This is a genomic window from Haladaptatus sp. DYSN1 (genome assembly GCF_029489995.1).
GTDB lineage: Archaea > Halobacteriota > Halobacteria > Halobacteriales > Halococcaceae > QDMS2.
This window is the reverse complement of record NZ_CP120470.1, coordinates 1,524,502-1,547,073: the sequence shown is the minus strand read 5'-3', so window position 1 is coordinate 1,547,073 and position 22,572 is coordinate 1,524,502. Positions and strand designations below refer to the sequence as shown.

Annotated in this window: 23 protein-coding genes and 2 pseudogenes; 8 read left to right on the top strand and 17 right to left on the bottom strand. The window is 54.1% G+C overall.

Annotated elements, in window-relative coordinates; all coding sequences use genetic code 11:
- The 3 genes from P0648_RS08320 to P0648_RS08310 form a co-directional block, all read right to left on the bottom strand.
- Window positions 1-411, bottom strand: coding sequence for a universal stress protein (locus P0648_RS08320; RefSeq protein ID WP_276247737.1), 411 nt, complete (start codon window positions 409-411; stop codon window positions 1-3).
- Between the two features lie 175 nt (window positions 412-586).
- On the bottom strand, window positions 587-1,363 hold the full coding sequence (locus tag P0648_RS08315) for an Lrp/AsnC family transcriptional regulator (RefSeq protein ID WP_277503517.1): 777 nt from the start codon (window positions 1,361-1,363) through the stop codon (window positions 587-589).
- Between the two features lie 385 nt (window positions 1,364-1,748).
- Window positions 1,749-1,991: a BCCT family transporter gene (locus P0648_RS08310; protein ID WP_277503513.1), complete on the bottom strand. Its 243-nt coding sequence runs from the start codon at window positions 1,989-1,991 to the stop codon at window positions 1,749-1,751.
- A 475-nt stretch (window positions 1,992-2,466) separates the two neighbouring features.
- Between P0648_RS08310 and P0648_RS08305 the strand changes: the two genes are divergently transcribed.
- Window positions 2,467-2,847 carry a helix-turn-helix transcriptional regulator gene (locus tag P0648_RS08305; RefSeq protein ID WP_277503512.1) on the top strand — a complete coding sequence of 127 codons (381 nt, stop codon included), beginning with the start codon at window positions 2,467-2,469 and terminating at the stop codon, window positions 2,845-2,847.
- A gap of 289 nt (window positions 2,848-3,136) precedes the next feature.
- Here the strand turns inward: P0648_RS08305 and P0648_RS08300 are convergent, their stop codons facing one another.
- Together P0648_RS08300 and P0648_RS08295 are read right to left on the bottom strand one after the other, a co-directional pair.
- Window positions 3,137-3,484: a hypothetical protein gene (locus tag P0648_RS08300; protein ID WP_277503510.1), complete on the bottom strand. Its 348-nt coding sequence runs from the start codon at window positions 3,482-3,484 to the stop codon at window positions 3,137-3,139.
- 179 nt (window positions 3,485-3,663) lie between these two features.
- The gene (locus tag P0648_RS08295) at window positions 3,664-5,070 is read right to left on the bottom strand and encodes an ATP-binding protein (protein ID WP_369685679.1); all 1,407 of its coding nucleotides are present in this window, start codon (window positions 5,068-5,070) and stop codon (window positions 3,664-3,666) included.
- Between the two features lie 78 nt (window positions 5,071-5,148).
- Here P0648_RS08295 and P0648_RS08290 point away from each other — a divergent pair, with 78 nt between their 5' ends.
- The gene (locus tag P0648_RS08290) at window positions 5,149-5,499 is read left to right on the top strand and encodes a VapC toxin family PIN domain ribonuclease (RefSeq protein WP_369685653.1); all 351 of its coding nucleotides are present in this window, start codon (window positions 5,149-5,151) and stop codon (window positions 5,497-5,499) included.
- A gap of 214 nt (window positions 5,500-5,713) precedes the next feature.
- Here the strand turns inward: P0648_RS08290 and P0648_RS08285 are convergent.
- From P0648_RS08285 to P0648_RS08250, 9 genes and pseudogenes are all read right to left on the bottom strand, one after another.
- Window positions 5,714-6,370: pseudogene (locus P0648_RS08285) on the bottom strand (transcription initiation factor IIB family protein); the annotation flags it as partial.
- 307 nt (window positions 6,371-6,677) lie between these two features.
- Window positions 6,678-7,430, bottom strand: a complete 753-nt coding sequence (locus P0648_RS08280; RefSeq protein ID WP_277503506.1) for an Lrp/AsnC family transcriptional regulator — start codon at window positions 7,428-7,430, stop codon at window positions 6,678-6,680.
- Between the two features lie 46 nt (window positions 7,431-7,476).
- Complete coding sequence (locus P0648_RS20515) at window positions 7,477-7,686, bottom strand: HVO_0649 family zinc finger protein (protein WP_303659072.1); 210 nt, start codon at window positions 7,684-7,686, stop codon at window positions 7,477-7,479.
- A gap of 538 nt (window positions 7,687-8,224) precedes the next feature.
- Window positions 8,225-10,090: a cation:proton antiporter gene (locus tag P0648_RS08275; protein WP_277503504.1), complete on the bottom strand. Its 1,866-nt coding sequence runs from the start codon at window positions 10,088-10,090 to the stop codon at window positions 8,225-8,227.
- Between the two features lie 1,039 nt (window positions 10,091-11,129).
- Complete coding sequence (locus tag P0648_RS08270) at window positions 11,130-12,677, bottom strand: TrkH family potassium uptake protein (RefSeq protein ID WP_277503502.1); 1,548 nt, start codon at window positions 12,675-12,677, stop codon at window positions 11,130-11,132.
- Between the two features lie 64 nt (window positions 12,678-12,741).
- Entirely contained in the window at window positions 12,742-13,422 is a 681-nt protein-coding gene (locus tag P0648_RS08265) for a TrkA family potassium uptake protein (RefSeq protein WP_277503500.1), read from the bottom strand.
- Between the two features lie 5 nt (window positions 13,423-13,427).
- A complete protein-coding gene (locus P0648_RS08260) occupies window positions 13,428-15,704 on the bottom strand; it encodes an amino acid permease (RefSeq protein WP_277503498.1) in 2,277 nt (758 codons plus the stop codon).
- A 60-nt stretch (window positions 15,705-15,764) separates the two neighbouring features.
- Window positions 15,765-16,184 (bottom strand): universal stress protein, encoded by a 420-nt coding sequence (locus P0648_RS08255; RefSeq protein WP_277503497.1) that lies wholly within the window; start codon window positions 16,182-16,184, stop codon window positions 15,765-15,767.
- 3 nt (window positions 16,185-16,187) lie between these two features.
- Window positions 16,188-16,643 carry a zinc ribbon domain-containing protein gene (locus P0648_RS08250; RefSeq protein ID WP_277503496.1) on the bottom strand — a complete coding sequence of 152 codons (456 nt, stop codon included), beginning with the start codon at window positions 16,641-16,643 and terminating at the stop codon, window positions 16,188-16,190.
- A gap of 403 nt (window positions 16,644-17,046) precedes the next feature.
- Here P0648_RS08250 and P0648_RS08245 point away from each other — a divergent pair, with 403 nt between their 5' ends.
- The 4 genes and pseudogenes from P0648_RS08245 to P0648_RS08230 all read left to right on the top strand — a co-directional run bounded on the left by P0648_RS08245 (window position 17,047) and on the right by P0648_RS08230 (window position 19,944).
- Window positions 17,047-17,790: an Lrp/AsnC family transcriptional regulator gene (locus tag P0648_RS08245; protein WP_277503495.1), complete on the top strand. Its 744-nt coding sequence runs from the start codon at window positions 17,047-17,049 to the stop codon at window positions 17,788-17,790.
- A 745-nt stretch (window positions 17,791-18,535) separates the two neighbouring features.
- Window positions 18,536-18,816, top strand: a pseudogene (locus tag P0648_RS08240) (helix-turn-helix transcriptional regulator).
- 418 nt (window positions 18,817-19,234) lie between these two features.
- Window positions 19,235-19,516: a DUF6516 family protein gene (locus P0648_RS08235; protein ID WP_277503494.1), complete on the top strand. Its 282-nt coding sequence runs from the start codon at window positions 19,235-19,237 to the stop codon at window positions 19,514-19,516.
- Window positions 19,513-19,944, top strand: a complete 432-nt coding sequence (locus P0648_RS08230; RefSeq protein WP_276247755.1) for a transcriptional regulator — start codon at window positions 19,513-19,515, stop codon at window positions 19,942-19,944. The genes P0648_RS08235 and P0648_RS08230 overlap by 4 nt, the downstream gene beginning before the upstream one ends.
- Window positions 19,945-20,117: 173 nt before the next feature.
- Here P0648_RS08230 and P0648_RS08225 read toward each other — a convergent pair whose 3' ends face one another.
- On the bottom strand, window positions 20,118-20,522 hold the full coding sequence (locus P0648_RS08225) for a hypothetical protein (protein WP_276247756.1): 405 nt from the start codon (window positions 20,520-20,522) through the stop codon (window positions 20,118-20,120).
- 43 nt (window positions 20,523-20,565) lie between these two features.
- The gene (locus P0648_RS08220; RefSeq protein ID WP_276247757.1) at window positions 20,566-20,880 is read right to left on the bottom strand and encodes a hypothetical protein; all 315 of its coding nucleotides are present in this window, start codon (window positions 20,878-20,880) and stop codon (window positions 20,566-20,568) included.
- Between the two features lie 93 nt (window positions 20,881-20,973).
- Here P0648_RS08220 and P0648_RS08215 point away from each other — a divergent pair, with 93 nt between their 5' ends.
- On the top strand, window positions 20,974-21,315 hold the full coding sequence (locus tag P0648_RS08215) for a hypothetical protein (protein ID WP_276247758.1): 342 nt from the start codon (window positions 20,974-20,976) through the stop codon (window positions 21,313-21,315).
- Window positions 21,316-21,414: 99 nt separating this feature from the next.
- Here the strand turns inward: P0648_RS08215 and P0648_RS08210 are convergent, their stop codons facing one another.
- Window positions 21,415-21,858, bottom strand: coding sequence for a hypothetical protein (locus tag P0648_RS08210; RefSeq protein ID WP_276247759.1), 444 nt, complete (start codon window positions 21,856-21,858; stop codon window positions 21,415-21,417).
- Window positions 21,859-22,001: 143 nt separating this feature from the next.
- Here P0648_RS08210 and P0648_RS08205 point away from each other — a divergent pair, with 143 nt between their 5' ends.
- Window positions 22,002-22,490: a hypothetical protein gene (locus P0648_RS08205; RefSeq protein ID WP_276247760.1), complete on the top strand. Its 489-nt coding sequence runs from the start codon at window positions 22,002-22,004 to the stop codon at window positions 22,488-22,490.
- The last annotated feature ends 82 nt before the right edge of the window (window positions 22,491-22,572 follow it).

The following is a 22,572-nucleotide window of genomic DNA, read 5'->3' as shown; positions in this document are numbered from 1 at the left end:
TCAGTCCTCCTCTGGGATGCAGATGACGGGAACACCCGCCTCGGTGATTAACCTGAGAGAACGGTCACCGGCGAGGAATTGGACGATTCGCCCGCCACCTCTCGGTCTGAAGAGAATCGCGCTCGCATCCCGACCGGTGGCCACGTCGAGGATACCCGCAACTACGTCACGACGGTACGCGGTCGCGGTTTCAGCAGTCGGGAAAATCTTCCGAAACGCGGCGTACGCCTCAGCGGCAATCTGCTCTGCCTGTTCGACGGAAATTTTGTCGGGAACTCCCTCACCCTTCTCAATGACGTGAACAACGGTAATTCGCTCGAAATTGTACGGAGCTAAGGCGACAGCAGTGTCACGTGCGTCATTCTCATCGGCAACGGGGACGATAATGTGCGCTGTTAAAGAATGGTTCATTGTCTCGATAGTTACTCGAGGTTGTATCGGACGCTTTCGTCTGACCCACACGCGGGACATGTGGACAGTTGTTCTTCGAGGGTCGTGCCGCAGTTCCGACACTCGCAAACCATTGTCTCAGTGGTGAACAAGCGCCGGAGGAATGCTTTGAGTAGGTGCATGGGTGTGCAAATAGTCACCCGATGCGTTCGAAGCGGGGCACCTGGAACGCCTCAAGGTCGTCCAGGCTCGCGCCGTTCCGCGAGAGGAGTGTCACGATGTCATCGGGACGAATTACCGTGGCACCATGGGGGGTGAGTTCCCGGTCGTCGCGCTCGATGGCAATGACCAGCGTGTCCTCGTCGAGGATTCCCTGTTGCCCGACTTCTTCGAGGGAGAGGCCAGCGATAGAAGCGTCCTGCTTGACGGCGACCTCGACGACGTTCGAGTCACCGGTCAGACTAATGAAGTCGTTCGGTTTGGGTTGTGAGGGTGTTATTTCTGGGACGAACGGGGTGTAGGGTTCGATAAATTCGTCTTCGACGAGTTCTTCGTCTTCGATTTCTATATCGAGTTCCGAGAGGGCGCGCGCAACGCGTCGAAGATCTGTGGTGTCTTCTCCCACGGCCAGAATGTGAAGGTTCCGTCGACCCGTCATCAGCGCGCGAACGTTGATAACGCCCGGGACCATTCGGGCTTCGTTCGCGAGAGCCTCCCGGTCAGAAACGGGTACATTGCAAAGGTAGAGATTGGTGAGCTTGCCGCCCGCCCGTTCGAAATCCAGGTGAGCTGTGTACCCCCGGATGATGCCGGAGTTTTCGAGTTTGTGAATCCGGTTTCTGACGGTCGCCCCCGAGACACTCAGCTGTTCGGCGAGGGAGGTGGCGCTCGTGTTCCGTGAATCCTGCATCAGGGCGTGAAGGATTCGACGGTCGATTTCGTCTAGTCGATGGGAGTTGTTTCGATGGGGCATTGTGATTCCCTTCGTACAAGAATTTCGCTTCCGTGAATATTGTAGCCTAATATTGCTTAACTCTTACCCACAGATATGGATATTTTCGAATTCGGAAAAAGCATGGGAATCTACTATTTGAAAGTGGAAGGTGTGAGGACCTTGAGAATCTGTGAACCCCACAATAGAGAGCCACACAACACCGGGCTCTGTTGACTCATTAGTAATAAGGCGGCTTGGGTTAAATTGACCAACATATTTTCCGCCCTAATTCCGTGATTGTTAGCCTCGTCGAGCAGGGCTTCTAGCTGTATCCCCGGAGAACAGAGCGGCAACCGCTAGTACTATCGCTCAGGCGAACAGTCGAACGACCCAAATCGTCCACTTACTTTGGCGGTGGACCCTCCTAGAACGCCGCCAACAACATCGCGCGTAGTCGGCTTGTCATCACGCCGAGCAGATCTGCACGCCCAGTGGTCTGCGCCCACAACGCTGACCCACCCAGGGTGATGAACCACGGGAACGAGGTGGCGGACGTGCCGATGATTCCGACGAAGACAACCTGGCGAATCGTTCTGCCACGACAGATGTGTGCGATGAAAATCCCAATCATCGGGCCGAGCGCGAGCCACCACGCCCAGAAGAACATGGTCCGACTCCCAACTCACTCAGCGCCGTTGCTGAAGTTGGTGTAGAGGCTCATGCCGACGGAGTCGCTCACGAGCGAAGGCCGCTATCACATACGGAGGTGCCAAAAACTCACTCTTCGGTTGTCGTTGGTGCAACCTTCTGAGCGCCGCACTTTGGGCACTGATCGTGATTGGTGTGAAATCGTGCGTCACATGCTTGACACTGGTAGTCTGCGTCCTCCTCAGCGACCTCTTTCGCAGTCTGCTTGAACTGCTCAACCTGCCTACCGATTCGCTTGAAGAACCCCATCTCTGCTCTCCAAGGAAGGCGACGTGAGGGATAAGCCTTCGCCGCATAGCAAGGAAGCATTCTATCGGTGGACTTTGCAGTGGCGGTCAGTGATGATTCCCACGAAGTGGCGTGACCGAGGCACAATGTGAGGACGACTCGATTATCCACGTGGAATTTTAGGTACCGGTAGTGAATACCAAGGTATGACCACGTCAGACTCGTCGGACGAGGCGGAGTCCTCTGCTGATGATTCGACGGACACCCATTCAATTGATTTTTCAGCGTATAATCTTCCGACAGACCTCACTGCGTTTCAGGTCCACCTCCTCTGGTTGATCTACCGGCTCGGGCCGGCAGAAGGAGTGAATCTTCAAGACCCGCTTGAAGAACTCTATCCTGAAGACATCAATCACGGTCGGCTGTATCCGAGTCTCGATCGGATGGTTGACTCCGGGTTGGTCAATAAGCGAACGAAGGAAAGCGATAAGCGACGGAAGGAGTACACGCTCACGGGCCGGGGCGAGTGGGTTGCCAAAGAGTATCGTGACTTCATCGATGAGATGGTTAGACCGGACGATAGCTGAGGCGAAGGGGTGTGTATTAGTTGTGAATGGGCTCGGGGATTCCGACCGCAGTAACCCGGACGTTGATGGTGCCACAGGTTGCGCAGTCGTCGACGAACGCACACATCTGTAGCGAGGTTTCTAATTCTCGGATGCTTCCACACACCGAGCACTCATAGTCAGTGAGATAGCGAACCGACACCCGATCCCGTTCTCCCTGTGAGTGGGGCGTTATTGTCGACGACGTCGACTGGTCGTGTGCTGTCGGCATGCTATCCTGGGTAGCGTTCTGCTGGTCGAGTGGGCTGTGCTAGGCGCCGTCAGGGAGACTATCGTAGAGTCCGCTGGGGTCACTGTCGGCGACGTCAACGGGGATTCCGTCAGCTGGTCGTGTAGTGTTCTCTGACTCCTGCCGTAATGGTGAACCGACATTACCGACACCAGCAGAGTGGTCGGTCGGTGGGAAGACTGCCGTTGATGCGCTGATTTCGACGTATTCCATGCTGTCGTGGAGTTCGCCATCGATTGCAGCGGCGAGTTCAGCGAGCGGATTTGCGATTTGTGACTTGGCGTGGTTCTCTACCCCCGTCTCGAACAACCAATCGCGAACTGCAGTTGCTGTCTCAACGTCGAGCGTAAACGATGGGCCTGGTGACATTGGTGACTTGCTCCGTCCTTCTTGGGTGCAACAAACCAATGGTCGTTCTACGACAGTAGTAGCGGGGTGGTTCGGGCATCATTGGTTGCTTTGCACGGCAGCTCAGTCTCAAATTGCTCGCTGAGTAGGTCTATCTATAAACAGCGAGAGAATCCTGCCGTTCACGGCGGGCGAGGATGTCACTCGGACAGCGTTTCAACAACGTCATCGACAATGAAGAGACCAAGATCCTCTCGCTCCTCAGCTGCTTCCTCTAGTGACGTGGCAAACCCACTTCGACTGAACAATGCGTACTCGTAGGTCACCTCGCCATCGTCCGGCGACCACTCAATTTCCGGTGCTTCTCGCTGGAGTTGCGCGAAGACTTCGTATCCCATCGGTTGTTGTCGGAATTTCGCTTCACCGACCAGTAGCGTGTTGCTGTTCGTCGGAGCCACGATATCGATCTCCCGCCCGTCGGTGTCCCACCATGTAGCCGGGGCTTCGGTGAACGTGTACGCATCCCCGTACTCGTAGAGCACTGCTCGCTGGCAGAGGTGTTCGAACGTCGTACTTACAAAATCCAGGAGGTGCGGTTCAACGAGTTCGTCGTACGCGTCAGCGCCGAACACTTCGTACCGGGACGAACGTCCGTGGACGAACCGGAACCAGAATGCAAATAGTTGATCTCGGATGCGGTACCGGCTGTTTCGACTTCGAGAGGGGTCAACAGTGACTGGGTACTCCTGTTCGATAATCTGGAGTTCCCGAAGTCGAGAGAGGTAGTAACTCGCGCTGTTGGCGTTGATTCCTGCGGCTTGTATGATTTCGTTTCGCTTGTGGTTTCCCTCCGCCATCGCTTTCAGAACGGCGAAATACCGGTCTACCTCGTCCAGTTCTCGGTACAGGACGTCTTCAGGCTCCTCGTGGAGTCCTCCATCACGGAGCAGCAAGGTTTCCGTGATGTTTCCCTTCAGTGACTGCGTGTCATCCACGGCGCGGAGGTATTCTGGCGTACCTCCGAATACTCCATATGCGATCACCTGCTCAACGGGCGTGTACTGCGGGAAGAACGCCATCGCAGCAGCAAACGGTAACGGCCCGATGTCGAGTTTCCCATTCGGACGTTTCGAAATCCGACCGTAGAGCGGTGAGCTCCCGTCAAGCGCGATTTTATGAATCATGCCGATTGCTGAACCAGTCAACACGAATGTCGCAGCCGTGTCCTCGACATTGTGATCCCAGAGCCGTTGGATGAGGGATGGAAGCGCGTCGTTCTCATCTACGAGATATGGGAACTCGTCGAGGATAACGATTGCATCTTGTTCAGCGAGATACGTGAGCACATTCTCCCAGTCCTTTCGAATCCGATTTACTCCCGCGAACACCGTTGCAGCATCACTAATAAACGAGTCTAGTTGCTGTTCCGTTGTTCCGTGCGCTGCCTGATGATACACTGCATCATCACGCCCTTCGATGGATTTCACGACGAGTGCCGTCTTCCCCATCCGCCGACGCCCGTACACAACACTCAACGCCGCAGAATCACTTTCATATAACTCATGGAGCCTGTCGAGTTCCTTCTCCCGATTTACGAACGGGGGCATACTCCCGCCTTCGACCAACCAGCATATAAAACCCACCGTTAGCGTAGCTCAAACTATCGTAGTTCAAGCTACGATAGTGTGAACAACCATAGTTTAGTCTACGAGGCGAATGGGGCCGAGAACGAACGTTGGGTGATGCCCGTCCCAGCTTCCGCCGAGGTACTCGTCGGTGAGGGGAACCTCCCAAGCGGTGATGTCACCGGTGCTCGTGTTGATCTCTCGTGGGGAGAGAAATACGAGATAGACGAGCGAACGGCAGTGACCGCGGGAGCGATCGCAGACGAAGTGGGACCAAGTGGCCCGTACTTGGATGGTCTCGACGCGCTGATTGCAGCAGTCAGGCGTGAGTTGGATACGTCGGTTGTGCCTGTCGACGGCGACCTCACTAATGAGGAGACGAAGAAGGTAATCGACGTCGAAGAATACTGATTAGGTGGCAATTTTCTGTGAGTATCTGCAGTCACGCGATTCGGTTCTGTCTTGACCGATGCAGAGGTGGAGATGGATCGGTATTCGAACCGGTATATAACGCTGTCAGGTTGTGGCTGCCGACGCCTCTGGCGTCGGGAGCGGAGGGTGGGGAGGGTGGGGAGGTGGGTGTCTGTTGGGCGGCGGTCGCGAGAAAAAACGAGAGAGATTTCGCTTAGTGCAGGATGTCTGGCTCTTGCTCCAGGACAATAACTGGGTCGTTGCCTCCATGTCGGGCCTCGAAGGCGTCAACGAGCTCGCAACTGTACCGACTGATCCGGCTTGTCGACGTCGGCACGACCCTACTGGCCGCCTCCGCAACCTGCCCCTGGGTGAGATGTTTGTGAGGCGTCAACCAATCCGCGCCATAGAGTGCTGCCGCCGCGATAGTGAGCCGCGACGTCCCCGGCCCAACCGGTACCTGGTCGCCGAGCTGCACGAGATGCTTCGCCAGCCGCCACATCCGCACAGCTGCACTCCCCGAGAGTGCATCCTCATCCAGCGCGTCCATGACCACCATCACGGCGTTCGGCCGGGTGGCAGGGACTGTGTCGATTCCGAGTTCGCACCGAATCTTTCGCGCCGCGGCACACACTCGCTCGTGAGGTGCCTTCGTGTAGGTTGCCACGTCGACATCGATCTCGTCACGATCAACCCTCGATTCACGTGTTGCAATGAGTACGGCACCGCCGGCGAGTGCCTCCCACGCCATCCGCCCGCCGGCTAATCGTGGCTCCGAGGCGCGTCGCAGGTACTGCGCTGCCGTCTTCACCACGTGGTCGGGAAGACTCAGATTGCCACCGATCATTTCGACGTCACGCAGCCCCTCATTGAGCCGTTTCGTTCGCTTGCGCTCGTCTCCAAACTGGTAGCGCCTGTGCCACTTCCGAAGACGCTGGAATTATCTTCGCCGATCGGAATCGCAACGACTCGTTTCATGAGCCGGGCCATCGAATCATGCAAGCAGCACATCGAGGCGACCTCCCGCAGTTGCGGATTCTCTCACACAGCTTGATCTGACTTCCTCCCACGACTGAAGTCGTGGGCTTACTCCTTGAAGCTCTGTTATTCAATAAGCAGACTCTTCAGTGTCGCAGTGGGGTCGATTGCGAACGATTTCGGTTCAGTACGTAGGATTTTCATCTCCGGACTACGTCCCCTCCGAAATTGTTGATAACTGCATCGGAATGACCATTCCTGAATAGCAGACTAACAATATCGCCGTGCTGAAACTCGACGTCTCCCTTCGGTGTAACCATCGATCCATTCCGTTCAATTGCGACGACAAGAATATCGTCTGAGAGAATTCCGTTCTTGTCAGTTTCACTGATGGTCATGCCGACAACTGGTGTGTCCTCTAAGAGACGAAGTTCGGTTAATTCGGCGTCACCCGCGAGGCTCATGAAGTCTTTCCCTGGTCGTGTATGTTCATCATTTGGTCCATACGGGTGGTACGGATGAAATGACTCCTCTTCGAGTAGCCCTTCTTTTTCAATCTCGACACCAAGTTCAGTCAGGGACTGGCCGAGACGACCAATATCTCTTATATTACTTCCGACGGCTACGACGTGTAGATTCTCTCTCCCTGTCATTGCTCTCCGGACATTTACGACCCCAGGAATTTGAAGTGCTTCACGTGCAAGCCGTTCTCGCTCCGAGCTCGGAGCATTGCAGATATAGAGGTGCGTAAGGAGGTTTTCGGCCTTCTCGTAGTTGATTTCTGCGTGATATCCCGCGATGATTCCAGAATCTTCGAGACGTTCAATACGATTTCCGATAGTGCCCGGGGAGACATCGACTCGCTCGGCTATCTGTCTCGCTGTCGTGTTTCGCGCGTCTTCAGCGAGGTAGTACAGAATGCGTTTGTCGATCTCGTCTAATCGATATTCCATGCTGACTCTTGCTTACGAAGGCCGAATAGGGTTGTGTCTGTTAGTGTTACTCTGCGTCAATCGATAGCGTCCGCTTTTGAACTACACCACAACTCGGACAGATGTGGTGGTAGTGTACTTTTTCCCCCGTCGTTTCCGTCTGCCACTCCCCATCTGTGTCTTCGTAGCCGCATTCAGGACATTTCATGTCGACATCGTCATAGTGAGATTTCAACTTCTCGAACGGACTACGTTCATCGTCCAAATCATGGCCCATAGGCTGTGTTTCTAAATTTAATGTAATAATAGTATGGGCCTATTCCAATGAATGCAAAATATATGGCTGCAAGTGAGCGTCATAGAATAAAGACGAAAACAATAGAGACTCGCCAAACCACCTCACTTTCTTCTTGATGCACATTAGCAATCCCCAAGCAGGTCGCTGACGAACTCACCGAGACAGCGTCCTACGATAACCCTTCGGGAGCGGCGGCACAGGCCGTCATCGACCGTCTTACCGAATTCGACATCCGCACCGTCACCCCCTGACGAAACGTTTCCACTTGGCGATGGCGAGAACTCGGCCGTCACGCTCTCGAACGAAGTGGACACGCGGTTCAGTTGCTCTGTGACGAGTTCAACCGACTCGCGTTGGTGCATGCATCACCGGATACACGCCTCGTAACGACACCATACGTTCTCACGGCGTTTTTGCGGAATGACGTACTCGATGAAGGTGCGCGACCGACAGTTGGTACTGGTTCTCAGTACTGGCTAATGAGGAGAGCTGGAACATCCTGTCGATTCAATTTCAATTACCGGTTTGGATGACACTGTTTGATTGCTGTATGAACCGCGTCACGTCGGCCAACAAACGTGAGATGGTCACCACGTTGGAGTGTGAGCTCAGGAGTGGGAATCTGAGAATCCCCACTTCGACTGACAAGTGCAATCAGCACTCCATCTGGAAGATACTCATCAAGCTCCTTTATCGACTTCCCTACCAACCGATCTGCTGTGACCTCAATCTCCTGAACATCACCGGAACGGCCGAGTTCTGTCATCCACTCCGAAAGTGCAGGCCGTTCGATAGCGTTGTCCATCTCGTGGGCAATTGCATCATTCGCTGAGATAGCCCGAACACCCAGCTCCTCGAACGCTTCCACGTTGCCCGGTGTGTTCACTCGGGAAATCACCGTTTCAACATCGTAGTTCGTGTTCGTGAGCTGTGCAATGAGGAGGTTGGCGTCATCGTTAGCTGTCGCTGCGGCCACGATCTTCGCATTCTCGATGCCTGCTACCTGTAGGACGCTCGTATCAGTTCCATCGCCATGATGAGCGCTAAATCCAGCGTTCCGTGCTGTTTCAACGGCATCTTGATCCTTATCGACGATGACGACGTTTTCGCCTCGATCCTCAAGTCGTTCGGCGAGGCCGCGGCCGACGCGCCCTCCGCCAACTATGATTACGCGCATGGGAAGTACGTTAAGTGCTTGTGCGATATGACGGGCAAAACCACCCTCAAAAACGACGGTAGTGAGAATAATTAAGAAGACCGACCCGACGAGAACAGTTGCCTGCTCGGGATTTGTTGCACGTAGTTCGAGTGCAAACAGTGTCGCAACACTGGCTGGAATGATTCCACGGGGGCCGACAGCACTCATAAACACTTGCTCACGGAACGTGAATCGGCCACCATACGTACAGAACAAAACGGCAACAGGGCGAATTACGAGAATCACGGCGAGGACAACGATGATTCCGCCAATCCCGAGCGCGGCAAGTTCGCTGAAGGATAATAAGGTCGCAAGTGAAATAAACACGAACGAAAGGACTATTAGCGTGATATCTCCCTTGAACGTCTCAATTTCGTCTTCATACGGAAGATCAGCGTTCCCGAGGAGGAGACCTGCGGAGGCAACTGCCGCGATGCCAGCTTCCGGTACAATCGCTTCTGCGAACCCATACGTTGCAATTGCACCAATGAGGACGACCAGCCGCGCATTTTGTACCGCATTCGAGGGTGTCAAATCGAGATGTTTGAGGAGATACCAGATAATCGCAGCCGTGACACCTCCAACCAGGAGCCCGACTCCGAGTCGGGCCACGAACGACTCGAGGAGAGCCGGAAGGCTCGTCCCACCCTGTACGGCGAGGTCGAAGATGACAACAGCAAGAATCGCGGCTGTGACGTCGTTTACGATTCCTTCTGTTTCGAGGGCTGCTCCGACTCGGTCGCGAACTGGAACTACGTTCAAGATTGGTGTGATCACAGTTGGGCCGGTTGCAATGAGAAGTGCTCCAACGAGAAACGAGAGTGCCCACGGTACATCTAATGCAAATCGAACAACGGTAGCAGTAGCGATAAACGTGACAACCGCCCCGACAGTGACTAGTCGGAATACTTCACGTGGGGCCTGCTGAAGTTTGTCGATTTTAAGATGAAATGCACCCTCGAAAACGATAATCGCGACTGAGATACCGACGATACCAGAGAGCGGTTCTGGACCACCAAACGAATCAAGACCGACTACATTCAGACCCTCAGGTCCAACAGCAATGCCGGCGAGAATTAAGAAGAGTACACTCGGTATCGAGAGTCGGTCAGCTAGAATCTGAGCGACGACACCGAGCCCGAGGATGATCACCACGAGTGGAATAATCCCGGCCCCAGCGGTCATGATTCGAACACCACATCGACTCTACTGATGGGAGGGTTAAATAAAAGAGGACTCTGACAACGAATTCATCACAACGCGGGGATTTCTGCTCGAAGAACTCCCGACAGAGATTGTGGATCAGTCAAGGGAGATATGAATGAAGAACGAAAGGAGAACCAGAGCTACTCCCAGATATCCGATGATATTTGAGATATCTATCAGTACTGGGCTATTTTGGGCGAGAGACACAGCAACTATCCCAAACAGAATGCAGACCAGTCCTGCCACCATACCGTATCTTAACCACCAAGGAGTTGACTCGCTAAGCGGTGTAGATTCGGAAGTCATCATTGAGACATTAGTGGGTAGCCACAAATAGCAGGCGAGTTACTCTGTTATCTCGCCCTGAAAAACAGATATTGAGTGTTGGTTCAGAGCCACCTCACCAGAAACGCAAGACTGGGCGGGAAAAATACTCGTAATGAAGCCGCTCCACATCCAAGTCCGATGTAGCTCATCAAGACAACGAATTGCGACCGATCGTCTTCGAATCCGATGAGGAAGGAGTACAAAATGAGCGACGCTGTCGCCTGCACAACGAACACGGAGATGAGAGTGCCTGTTAGAAAGAAACCAGGGTCTCCCGCTATGGAGAGGAATTCCGAGGGTGCCCATGAACTCTCGAGTACTGTAAGGCTCCAACCAGCCACGATATAGCTAACAAAAAGAATGGTGCTAACGAGCATCCCACGGGTTCCCCAGAGAGCCGACCGCCGGAGCCAGCGTTCAAGGATATCTGCCATACGAGCGTGGATCGAACGCGGTGGACGCTCACTGTTCATGGATTGTCGTGTGCGTAGTCACCGCCGAGCCCCCTGATACAAGGTATACGCGACGAACACGACAATATACACGGCTGCAAGAATCTCAGTTACGAGAGTTCGACCAAGAATGACCACCAGCCCGATTACGAGTGGCCCAAACAGCAGTAGTGAGTCAAAGACTCGGTTATCCGCCCCGGCCTCAAACACATAGGAGACAACGGGGAGATCGCTCAGTTTCATGAGTACAGCCCTCCCTGTTTGAAAATCGTTCGAAGCATTACGAGGACCGGAATGATTTCGAGTCGTCCAATCCACATGTTGAAGAGTAACGTAATCTTCCCAATTGTGGGAAGTGACTCTGGTCCCGTAATCCCCGACGAGAGTCCTACGTTACCCTGTGCGCTGGCCACCTCAAACACGACATTAGCGAGCGAGTACTCTGTAGATGGAATCGTAAGGAGTAAGACGAAAGTACCGACGACGAGGAACGTAAGCCAGAGAACAACGATAATAGCCGCCTCCATGAATTCACGACTGGCCTCTTGTTCATTCAGTCGACGTCCATTGATGTTCAGTCGCCGGACTGCAGTCTCGGGGTAAAAGACATCCGCGATGTGATACCGGATCCCCTTCGCAAGCGTCAATCCACGAATAAGCTTGATACCACCCGCGGTAGATCCTGCTGCACCACCGACGACCATCCCGAATGTGACTGTAAGTTGGGCGTATGACGGCCACTTTCCAAGGGCGACGTTGGTTGAATCGACAGCCGTTTGGAACCCTGTACAGGTAGCAGCTGAGACGAACTGGAACAGGCCGTATCGCAGGGCACCAAACAGAGTCTCATAGGGACCACCGAAGTACAGGAATCCCCACAAGACGGCTGACCCAAGACCCATATAGCCAAACACCCATCGCGTCTGAAGGTCCGAGTAGAAGTTTCGGAGATCACCCTGCAGGATAAGATAGTGTACTGGGAACGCGATACTCCCAAGCAGCATAATTGGAACTAAGACGAAGTCGATTAGGGCGCTGTCGTAGGTCGCAATCGAGTTATCTGTGATCGAGAAGCCACCGGTCGAGAGGCCAGTCATCGCGTGATTGATCGCGCCCCAAATCGGCATTCCAGCCAGCCACAGTGCGAGAATAGAGACAAACGTGAACAAGATGAAGATCCACCAGATGGTTCGGACGGTCGAGACGATGCTCGGGTGAATCTTCTCAGAGCGAGCCTCACTTTCATACAGTGTCAGCGAGCCGCTGCCAGGACGCGAGAGAATCGCCGTCGTCAAAACGATAACACCGACACCGCCGACCCATTCGGTAAACGTCCGCCACCACTGAAGCGTGCGTGGCAGGACTTCCTCATTGTCGGTCATGGTCAGCCCCGTCCCAGTGAATCCACTCATACTCTCGAAAATGGCATTAAGTGGATCAGTGAACGCTGCAAGCGTCGCTGTCTGCGCAGGAGCAAAGCCCGGAATACCAAGCTGAACGCTCCACGCGATTAGTAGGAATGGAAGTGAGCCGAAAACGCCCACTGAAAACCATCCCAATGCAGCGACAATCATTCCGTGGAGTCGACCCGGAGCTTCGGCTTCCCGGAATTGTCGATACATTACTCGACCAATTCCCAACGGGATAACGGCCGAGATGAGAAGCGCTGGGAGCGCATAATACTCTCCCCAGACGAGCGGGACGGCGAGCGATACGAGCATCAGTCCACCAAGTGCCTCTAAGATGCGACCGAGGTCCCGTCCGACTGTGGGGATGGATCCGTTCATACGTGTTCCGCGTGCGCGATCAGACCGCTAACGGTTGTACTAGGTTTTAGCATAGTCTGCTCATTCAGTGGTCTTCATAATGACCGAAGATGTCCGTGATCTTGGGATCAGCGCCGACTCCAGAATACACAGTTAGAAGATCTCCTTCCTTGATTATCGTATTCCCGCGAGGGGTGATCGGGTGGTCATTCTCTTCGCGTTCAATCGCCACGACGAGCATATCATCGGTGAGGAGTCCTGTCTGTGCGGCTTCCTGAAGCGTTTTCCCTGCGATAGGTGCATTCTCTGTGACTGTAATTTCGAAGACTTCAGCCTCATCACCAATGCGCATATAGTCCACAATCGCTGGCCGTGCCACTGCTCGATATAGGTAATCGGCGATTAGCTGTTGTGGGTTCTCCATCGTGTTTACGCCGATCTGTTCGAATAACCCCATGTGCTCTGGGTTGTGTACGACCGAGAGTATCGCAGGAATTTCGAACTGTTTTGCGAGCAGACAAGTCATCACGTTCGTTGCGTCCTGATCTGTTGTGGAGATGAGTGCATCGGCCCGTCCCGCACCGGCATCCTCTAAAGTGTCTTTTGTTGTGGCATCGGCGTGCAGTACCAAGCAGTCGAACTGATCTGCAGCTCGATTCGCGCGTTTTTCATCGCGCTCAATGACGACGACTTCGTTTCCAGACCGCGTCGCAATATCGATAAGCGGTGTCCCGATATCTCCAGCGCCGATGATGATAATGTACATTGTTGTTAGACCTCCAGTCTCCGCAGCAGGGCTTCACGAATTGACATTGGAGATTCCTCTTCCCCGCGCGCCATCACAACAGTTTGAGCGAGTTCTGCACCGATTTTTTCCGGGAGCGAGCCGAACACTGCCTGCGAAATCGCTCCCACTCGCGTCGCACCGACACAGACGGTGTCGTACTCCAGGGCAGCCTCGATAATGGCTTGTTCAGTGTCTTCAGCCACTATCACCGTGGAATCGTACGTCATGTATTCGATGCCAGCGCGTTCAACTAAGTTGGCAATCACTGCTTCACCACGCTCAGTCGGCGAGTGACCTCTGTCACTATCACTTTCTGGTGACTGTACGTTGAGGAGAGTCAGGGATGCCTCGTCAGCCGCAGCGACGAATTCAGCAGCACGTTGGGCAGCAACCGGTGCGTGTGGACCTTCACCAGCAAGCACCATAACATCCCCTTCACCGCGTCCGTCTTCGGGCCCGAGTTTCACGAGGGTCGCGTCACATGGGGCACGTCCGATGACGGGATCGATCGTCGACCCAAGAACGTGTTCACGCCGGCTTCGAGTGCCTTGCCACCCAAGCAAGACATGATCGGCGTTTTCTTCTTTTATCACGTCGAGGATGATAGACCCGGCATTGCGGCCGACAATCGCCCGCGTTCGGAGCCCAATATCGAGGTCAGTGGCGATATTCCGAGCGGACCTCAACAATTCCCGTTGCCGTTCAACTCGCTCCTCTTCGAAGGTAAGGTCCTGGGAAAGTGACGTTTGGCGCGGGACTTCGATGACGTTCACAGCAATTACCTCAGCACGATTACTTTCGTGAGCATGCGCGCTCGCCGCCGCCATTCGGAGGAGGTCCCGTTCAGTTTCCGGATTTGCGACCGGAACGACGACGCGATATCGTCCGTCACCGTTCGCCACCGCAGCTGGTTCGGGAGCAATAGCTTCGCCGACAAGGCTCTCACTAAGCGCTCGCTCGCGTGCATAGAAGAGATACCAGAACACGCCGAAGACCATAATAACAGCGCCAATAGCTTGGACGATGAACGTCATCTGGACAAGAATCACAAGACAGGCCACGAACCCCACGATTGGCACGATGGGGTACAGGACGCTCGGGATTCTGAAGGCTGGATTATATGCTTCCGGGTTCGCTCGACGTAACACAACGACAGCAACGTGAACGAGGGCGTACGTCACCAGATACATGAAACTCGCGACCTCAGCAAGCGTGCCGATTCCAACCCCAATTGCGATCAGTACGAGGGTGATGATTCCAGTGACTGTAATCGCCCGGTACGGCGTCCGGAACCTACCATGGACTTCGTTGAGCCAGTTGACGAGAATACGGTCACGGCCCATGGCGAAGTTGACCCGAGCGGCCGAAAGGATGCTTGCGTTCGCACTCGATACTGTCGCAAGGACGGCCCCGACAATCATCACCAACGCCCCGATCGACCCCATGAATTCTGTCGCAACGTCGGAAACCGGAATCTGGGATGCTGAGAGGGCTTCAATCGAGAGTGTGCCTGTCGAGACGAACATCACCCCAACGTACATCAGCGTCGGCGTCACCACAGCCGCGATCATTGCGAGCGGGAGGTTCCGACTCGGATTCTTGATTTCCTCAGCACTAGTTGCGATAACTTCAAACCCGATGAACGAAACGTAGACCGTTCCGATTGTCGCTGCAACTGCTGGCCATCCGTTCGGGTTGAACTCTCCGATGGTCGGACCACTAAAGATGCCCAATCCGAGAAATGTGAGAATGAGCGCAACGAGTGAAAGGACGATGACGTTCTGGAGAGCACCGGTTTCCTTGACGCCATAGTAGTTGACACCGGTCAAGAGCGCGGCCATCACGAGCGCCGCGACAGTAATTCCAATTTGACCCCAGCCAGCAAGGATGCCGACAAACTGTCCGAGTCCTGGGAGGAGGTACTGGCCGAACCCGATCATGTAGAAGGCTGAAGCGAAAGTTAACCCTGCCCACATCCCCCACCCGACGACACTCCCGAAAAATGGTCCAAGCGCGCGATTGACGTAGTAGTAGCTGCCACCAGCCTTTGGCATACCAGTCGCCAACTCTGACAGGGAAAGAGCTGCCAATAGCGAAACCAGACCCCCAACAAAGAATGAGATCATACTGGCGGGCCCTGCCTGCTCAGCGGCGATGCTCGGCAGGACAAAAATTCCGGCCCCGATCATCGTTCCCAGACCTATGGTGTAGGCTTCGAGGAAGCCAAGGTCACGGGCGAGCTCTTGCTCGGCCTCACTCATCAGGAACTTCCTCCGTCATGCGCGTCGCTTTGAGTGTGCATATTTTGACCAAGTTGGCTATCATTCGTTATCAGTCCCTTCTGGGAATGCGATGACCGGACGGTCTGCGTCCGTAATCAGCTTGAGCGCTGTATCACCGGATAAGAACTGGACGAGCCGATTCCCTCCTCGAGGGTGAAATGCGATAGCACTGGCATCCACGTCGGCCGCGACTTCGAGAATCGCAGCAACGACGTTTCTGCTGTATGCAGTTTTCGTGTCTATCTCCGGGATGAATCCACGAAACGCACCAAACGTCTCCGATGCGCGTTGTTCTGCTTGTTCGAGTGGTAACTTGTCTGGTACTCCCTCTCCTTTCTCGACGACGTGAATAACAGTTATTTGACCGTATTCATAGGTATCAAGTATCCGCGCCGTTTGACGGGCATCCTCTTCGTTTGCAACCGGGACAACAAGGTGTTTTGTAAGTGTTTTTGACATAGGTTAGCTCTCCGACTCAGTATTGTCCATATTCTCAGCACCACAATGCGGACAGACAGTTGCTTCCTTGTCGAGAATGCCACCACAGGACGTACACTGAATTTGCTCGGCGTTTTGCACATCTCCGAGATACGCCCAGTGCAGGACGTCTGCGCCGTCCATCTGCTGCTCTCGGCGAACATGATAGAGTGATACACGGTCCGTATCCACACCGGACTCATTCAGATTAGGTGGATGCTTCCGTACGAGCGCGTATGCGCCGTAATCTTCTATGTTGAGAACTGCTCCGGTAGCCGTTGTTTCAATTTCCTCTACGATTGAGGCTCGAAGAGTTTCGATACGGTGCTCAACGTACGAAAGCACGGATTTCAACTCAGAGAGCGCTAGCGAATCAATCCGCTGAATGAGTGCATCGGAGAGGGTATTCGGTGACACTGCGCTCTCATCTTTGTCACCCATATTTCACCACCTCACCGAAGTATAGCGATCGCTTGGGTCAGAGGGTGAATAACCCCAGAAACGCCACCCGGAGGACTGAGACACATTCGATACCGAGAGCGAAAGTTGATGGATAGCCGTGCTTTCTGAACTGTCCAGTAAAGTTGGAATGAGGGGGAATCCTGAAGTCATACACGGACTCATATCGCGAATAGATAAATAATCACCGTATTTTCAAACGATAGCGAATATTTCCACTATATTTTTTTCTATTCGTTTAACCCTGGTGCTGGCCTGTCTATTGCCAGTTTATAGTGTGTCCAGCGATACTCTCCAGATTAAGTTACGCAAAGAGAGTAGGAGTGTAATCGAACCCGATATAGCAACTTAAAAGCACCCACGCGATCAATTTCCAACTATAAATATGACTCTTCAAATCGATACAATAGATGAGCAAATCTTGTATTATCTGTCGAAAGAAGCTCGCCACACGTCTGCACCCGATATTGCTGCGCAGGTCGACGTCTCAGCACCGACCGTACGGAATCGAATTCGTCGACTTGAGGAAGCAGGGATAATACGAGGATATCATGCAGACATCAATTATCAGAAAGTAGATGGACGTCTTACAAACCAATACGTCTGTAGTACGGGAAACCGCGACCGAGAGGAGATGGCCCAGCGCGTTCTCGATGTTCCAGGTGTGATCAACGTCCGAGAAATTATGTCCGGAAAAGGCGATCTTCGGATAACAGTCGTCGGGATGGATACTGATGATCTCACGCGAATCGCACAGGGAATCACATCTCTCGGTATCGAAATCGACGACGAAGATTTGGTTCATCGAGAGTATTTCCGCCCCTATGCCTCCTTCGGTCCTCGAGACGAAAAACTGGCATCTCCTGTCACAGGAGTTGCTGGCCTCGCCGGAGATGCCGATGTTGTCGAGGTTCTTGTTAGAGAGCAGGCCCCAATCGCTGGGAAAACACTTCAAGAAGCAAACGAAGAGGGACTCATTCCCTCGGATGTGCTGGTCGTCCGAATCAATCGTGATGAAGGAACAGTTACGCCAACGGGACAGACCCTAATCAAGGTAAGCGATTTTGTTACGATTCATTCTCGATCTGGGGTCACTGAAGAGACGTTGGCTGCATTTACTGGTCAGTGATCAGTACTTGTGACACAGACGGATATACAAGCCTACACAAGCAATTGGTCGAGTTATATGGGAGGCAGAGTTGTGAACTACTCCCACCTATCGCGTTCGGGCTTACCCAACCCTCACTTGTTGAGGTGGGAGCTTCCTGTTCCTGCGTCGGAACTTGCACCCGACGTGGGCATAGCAGTTCCAGACTCTGCAGGTGACTTTCCTTGACGGGTGATTCGGAGTGTCCCACTCCTCCTGGATGGACACTCATCCACCACGTTCGACGCACGCTTGTTGTCGCGTTTGAACACCGGGCGCATTGTGACGTCCTCCCTGTCGTAAACGACGGGGCTTCCCACGCCCACCAACAGGCGGTGCTGTGTTCTCTTAGGGTTTGCACACCGACGTGTGAGGGAGTACCACGTTCCGTTACTCCTATCCGGCGGTGGGTTCTGGTGGTTCTACCCCGCTGACTCGGAGTTATCTGGTTGTTTTGTGTCGGTATCCGACTCGTTCTCTCGACGGCATACCGTCGAGGTGGTGGTCGGAACCCGAGTTTGTCCGATTGTCCTGGCACGGGGGCGGGCGTGCCGCCTCGGTCGGTGTGCAAGACGGTCCGGTGAAAATAGCCAGCGGCAACGTGCGCTAGCGATGAATCGTCCCATTCACGACCAAGGTGCTCCAGTGCGCGAATCGACGGGAGTGGTGCCAGCAGGGATCGGTGGGCCAATAGAGGTTTGCGTCTTTGCGTACCACCACCACACCAATGCACGATCTGACCGGGTTCCAACGCGACCTGCTGCACGTCGTCGCTGGGAACGACAATCCCTATGGCCTCGCCGTCAAAGAAGAACTCGAAACGTACTACGAGACGGATTCCACTACGGGCGGCTGTACCCGAACCTCGACACGCTCGTCGAGAAAGGCCTCGTCGAGAAGGGCGAACACAATGGGCGGACGAACTACTATGCGGTTACTCGACGCGGGCGGCGTGAGATTGATGCTCGTGAGCGATGGGAACAACAGTATCGGAACACCGAAGACTGACACCACATAGACTCTAAAACCTCGAGAGGTGTGATCAAATCATTGAACGACCGCAAAAATTAGGTCACCCAGTCATATGCGTCCGCAGGTTTTTGCCGGGTTTCCATGTGACTATATGATCGATATTCCAATCGAACGGTTTCAGTGTGAACCTGCAGTAGGGATGCGGTTCGTTGAAAAGAACGTTACCGATGATTGTGAGCCGTCTTTTGTAGATATGACAGGCTACAGAGTTCACCTTCGATGAACATACCCTCTGCCTCTCGTACGCCGCTTCTGGCAGTGACTGGGTCGGTTTCCGAGGTCGTGCTGTAATTCAGAGCGCACGTCGGTCACAGAACTCTAGGATACCTGCTCATCTTTGATGGGGTGTTTCCCATAGTCTTATTTTGATGGGGTCCATACCATAGAGTGAGGAATGACGTTCCAGGTCATCGAGAACACCGAAGACAGGACGAGCAACACGGTCATTCGCCGGAAAATCTACCGAACTGACGACCCACAGTATCCCAGCGGGTACCGATACGCCCTTCACTACGGGTTTCTCGATGGCCAGGGCGTCATTCTCCGCTACGACAACGAGAACCAGACACCCGGGCGCCACGAACGCCACACGACCGGCGGCATCGAAGAAATCGAGTTCCCCGGAATGATGACACTCCGTGACCGGTTCTTAAAGGAAATCCAGGACCTCCCATGACCACGAACACACTCAAAATCACATATGGACAGCGCGAGAATAATCAGCGAGCCGCTCACGAGCGACTCCGTCGGGCGGAAGCTGGAAAAGCGTTCGACGAACAGGAGGCAGCGTTCATCCTCAATTTTGAGGATCTCGACGACGTCGAACGACTCATGCGTCGGTTGAACCTCCAGCTTCTGGATGTCATCGCCAGTGAGCGCCCGAAAAGTATCCGAGAGACAGCTCGACTCGTCAATCGCGATTACAAAGAGGTCCACCGGAACCTCAAAGAACTCGAAGCGCTCGGTGTTATCGAATTCACGACAGCGGGAAACAGCAAGCGTCCGATTCTTCGCGATGGGGCCGAGGCGATCGATCTCTCGATTACGTTTCCCATCGACTCCGACACGGCAAACGCCAAGTCTCACCACGGGACGTCGGCGTGAGCAACGAATCAGTGCGTAGACTGTCTGCTGGCGTGTTGGGTTGATTGTGACCCCCACCCGCTGCTGATTTTTCGAGGCTGTGCTGTATAGAGCGCGTGTCGATCACTGAACGTGAGCGGGGGCGAAATCAATTACGGGGTCACGTACTCGTTTCGACGTGCGTGTGACGAACACTATTCTTGGTCGAATCGACCCATTGTGAAGTGGAGGTCTGCCTCCTCAGAGGATGGGTTCAGAGTAATGTGATATTCGGGGTTGTCTTGTTCGACAATCCAGGTTTCACACTGCTCGGAGATGCCGTCCGTGGCAGCGCAGATGTCGTAGTCTCCAGTTGACGGGAACACTTCTTTGGCGGTGATATGCGGGCCGCCTGGTGGAATGCGGAATTCATCGTCAATGTACGTGTTCCCGGTTATCGCGCTGGTGAGTTGGACGGTGATCGATCGTTTCTCGGAAGTCAGGTTACGGATTCGAAGCTCAGGGGGTTTCTCAAACATCGACGTACAGCCGGCAAACCCACCGATACCGACTGCTACACCGAGCTTGAGAAGGGATCGACGAGAGTGAACGGAGACCATACACCAATAAATGTGTCAATTTGATAATATACGTTTCCCCTTTTTACGCCCAGTCGTGGTTTTGGATTCCCTCGTAGTGTTTGAGCCGACTGGCAATCTCCCAAGATTCCCATCCGCACTCGTAGTAGAGGACATCAGCGAGTTTGTCGAAGTGGCTCTTGTCAAGTTCAATGCCGCGTTTCCCGCGGTAGGTGATGTAGGGCTCACTTCGGAGGTCGGCGTAGACCTCACGTGCAGTCGGATAGTCGCCATTGATTGCCGAGAGATTGAGGAGCGCCTCCTCCGTAATCGGTGTGCCCCACTTGTGTTTCGCTATCATCGTCGCCAAGAGGGCACATTTCACCGACGGCTTATCCATAATCGAAGCATGAAGTCACTTCCACATAAAGGCTGTTAATGGTCGTTAACAGTAGTGGAAACTCTTATACACACGCAGAGTCTGAACCCCTGTATGAGCATTGAGCACGTGGACGGCGACCGCGGTCAGAAAAAGGAACTCCGGAAGGAGCATCCGAGTGGGTGGCTCTACCTGACGCAGCACGACGCCATTCCGATCCTCGTAGACGCGCTGCTTGATCTGCCGCCGAACCGCGAGTTCAACAAAACTGAATTCGCGGAGCACGCTGGCGTCACGCGCCAGACCGTCGGTAACTACACCGACCTCCTCCTTGAAGTCGAACTCATCGAGGAGGTCCCGAACACGTCTCCCCGCCGGTACCGAGTCGCCAACAGTAACGTCGTTCGGGAACTCTACGAGTTGAACAGTGCTCTCAATAACGCAGGAAGAGAGTAGATATCGGTGGCCATGCTGACGGAAAACGAAGTGAACCGGGAATCGGTTGATAGAATTGAAAGACCCCAACCCCCTTCCCTACCCAATCAATTCAATGTATCAATCCCCATCCCGTTTCTCGAGCCCGTAGCTGACCAGCACCAGTCCAGATAGCCCGGAGAGGGTGAGGACAAGCACGGTGTGACTCCGGGGGTACGTGTTGTCGCCGTGGATGACTGAATACTCGAAGTACCTCCCATCCTTTTGCACGTAGCGATGGGCAAGGATGCTCCGAACCGCCTCCGGGTCTTCTGATTCATAGACTGCGACCACCGTCCCATCCTGTTGAGCGCCGTCAAACGATGCCTGTGCAGCTGGTGGGAGCTGACTGTACGTGATGACCTTCGTCGTAGGAGGTGTGTCCTCAACTGGTTCGACCGTTGCTATTGCATAGCTCGCCCCGGCGGGTGGCGCTGTTGCCAGCCCGTACACGCCGGTTCCGGCAAAGACGAGGCAGGCTATCCCAAGGATGAGAGCACCACCCCTCAGCCACCCAGAGACCATTTCATGTTAGTTGACTGCCTACTCTATGGGTTTTCCGGTGACTCAGCGGCTGCACTCAGGCTTTCGGACCGAAGAATGGCCAGTTGAGCACTTAGTGGTGTAACGGGCGAAACAACCCTATTGGCTGGGCGCGAACTGATTGTATGATAACGTATTCGACGGAGATTTACCCGCCGACAGACGCCCTCGAACTCACCGTCGAAGCGTCGAGCGCCCCCACAGCAACGAGTCCACCGCTCGTCACGGTCTGCTTGACATACCTCGGAGATACCCCCACGACGCTGTACTACGGCTATACCGCTCCGTTCAATCGCTATTCCGCGTGGAACGACGACGAGACGAAACGAGTGATGATCTTCCCGCCTCGGTTGAACGACGAACAGCATGTGATTCCAGACCAGCCAATCGGGAAGAGCTGGCCAATGGGTCTGTCAGCGCTACAAATCGAAGTTGGGAAACTGTGGAAGGTCACGGCAGGGGATCGCCTCTGTGAGGAGTACGCCATTCTCACGTTTGCGCCCTCTCTGGCTGGCTATCCGAAGGGAACGTACACGGCTCGTGATCGAGTGAAATTTGATGACAAAGAGTTTGAAGTGCAACTCAGAATTAATGTTGATGGAATCGATCAGTAATATCGTCACTCTGGAATCTTCCTCGAGTGTTTCTCTCGGAGACCTCCCGAACCATCCTGTACGAGTGAGCTGTGAATCCACC

What these genes read in the sequence shown, in the direction of transcription:
- P0648_RS08265 (WP_277503500.1), bottom strand. Translation starts at nt 13,422, where the DNA reads ATGTACATTATCATCATCGGCGCTGGAGATATCGGGACACCGCTTATC.
- P0648_RS08315 (WP_277503517.1), bottom strand. Translation starts at nt 1,363, where the DNA reads ATGCCCCATCGAAACAACTCCCATCGACTAGACGAAATCGACCGTCGA.
- P0648_RS08275 (WP_277503504.1), bottom strand. Translation starts at nt 10,090, where the DNA reads ATGACCGCTGGGGCCGGGATTATTCCACTCGTGGTGATCATCCTCGGG.
- P0648_RS08280 (WP_277503506.1), bottom strand. Translation starts at nt 7,430, where the DNA reads ATGGAATATCGATTAGACGAGATCGACAAACGCATTCTGTACTACCTC.
- P0648_RS08300 (WP_277503510.1), bottom strand. Translation starts at nt 3,484, where the DNA reads ATGTCACCAGGCCCATCGTTTACGCTCGACGTTGAGACAGCAACTGCA.
- P0648_RS20515 (WP_303659072.1), bottom strand. Translation starts at nt 7,686, where the DNA reads ATGGGCCATGATTTGGACGATGAACGTAGTCCGTTCGAGAAGTTGAAA.
- P0648_RS08225 (WP_276247756.1), bottom strand. Translation starts at nt 20,522, where the DNA reads ATGGTCTCCGTTCACTCTCGTCGATCCCTTCTCAAGCTCGGTGTAGCA.
- P0648_RS08220 (WP_276247757.1), bottom strand. Translation starts at nt 20,880, where the DNA reads ATGGATAAGCCGTCGGTGAAATGTGCCCTCTTGGCGACGATGATAGCG.
- P0648_RS08260 (WP_277503498.1), bottom strand. Translation starts at nt 15,704, where the DNA reads ATGAGTGAGGCCGAGCAAGAGCTCGCCCGTGACCTTGGCTTCCTCGAA.
- P0648_RS08210 (WP_276247759.1), bottom strand. Translation starts at nt 21,858, where the DNA reads ATGGTCTCTGGGTGGCTGAGGGGTGGTGCTCTCATCCTTGGGATAGCC.
- P0648_RS08255 (WP_277503497.1), bottom strand. Translation starts at nt 16,184, where the DNA reads ATGTCAAAAACACTTACAAAACACCTTGTTGTCCCGGTTGCAAACGAA.
- P0648_RS08245 (WP_277503495.1), top strand. Translation starts at nt 17,047, where the DNA reads ATGACTCTTCAAATCGATACAATAGATGAGCAAATCTTGTATTATCTG.
- P0648_RS08215 (WP_276247758.1), top strand. Translation starts at nt 20,974, where the DNA reads ATGAGCATTGAGCACGTGGACGGCGACCGCGGTCAGAAAAAGGAACTC.
- P0648_RS08230 (WP_276247755.1), top strand. Translation starts at nt 19,513, where the DNA reads ATGACCACGAACACACTCAAAATCACATATGGACAGCGCGAGAATAAT.
- P0648_RS08310 (WP_277503513.1), bottom strand. Translation starts at nt 1,991, where the DNA reads ATGTTCTTCTGGGCGTGGTGGCTCGCGCTCGGCCCGATGATTGGGATT.
- P0648_RS08305 (WP_277503512.1), top strand. Translation starts at nt 2,467, where the DNA reads ATGACCACGTCAGACTCGTCGGACGAGGCGGAGTCCTCTGCTGATGAT.
- P0648_RS08320 (WP_276247737.1), bottom strand. Translation starts at nt 411, where the DNA reads ATGAACCATTCTTTAACAGCGCACATTATCGTCCCCGTTGCCGATGAG.
- P0648_RS08250 (WP_277503496.1), bottom strand. Translation starts at nt 16,643, where the DNA reads ATGGGTGACAAAGATGAGAGCGCAGTGTCACCGAATACCCTCTCCGAT.
- P0648_RS08205 (WP_276247760.1), top strand. Translation starts at nt 22,002, where the DNA reads ATGATAACGTATTCGACGGAGATTTACCCGCCGACAGACGCCCTCGAA.
- P0648_RS08295 (WP_369685679.1), bottom strand. Translation starts at nt 5,070, where the DNA reads ATGCCCCCGTTCGTAAATCGGGAGAAGGAACTCGACAGGCTCCATGAG.
- P0648_RS08235 (WP_277503494.1), top strand. Translation starts at nt 19,235, where the DNA reads ATGACGTTCCAGGTCATCGAGAACACCGAAGACAGGACGAGCAACACG.
- P0648_RS08270 (WP_277503502.1), bottom strand. Translation starts at nt 12,677, where the DNA reads ATGAACGGATCCATCCCCACAGTCGGACGGGACCTCGGTCGCATCTTA.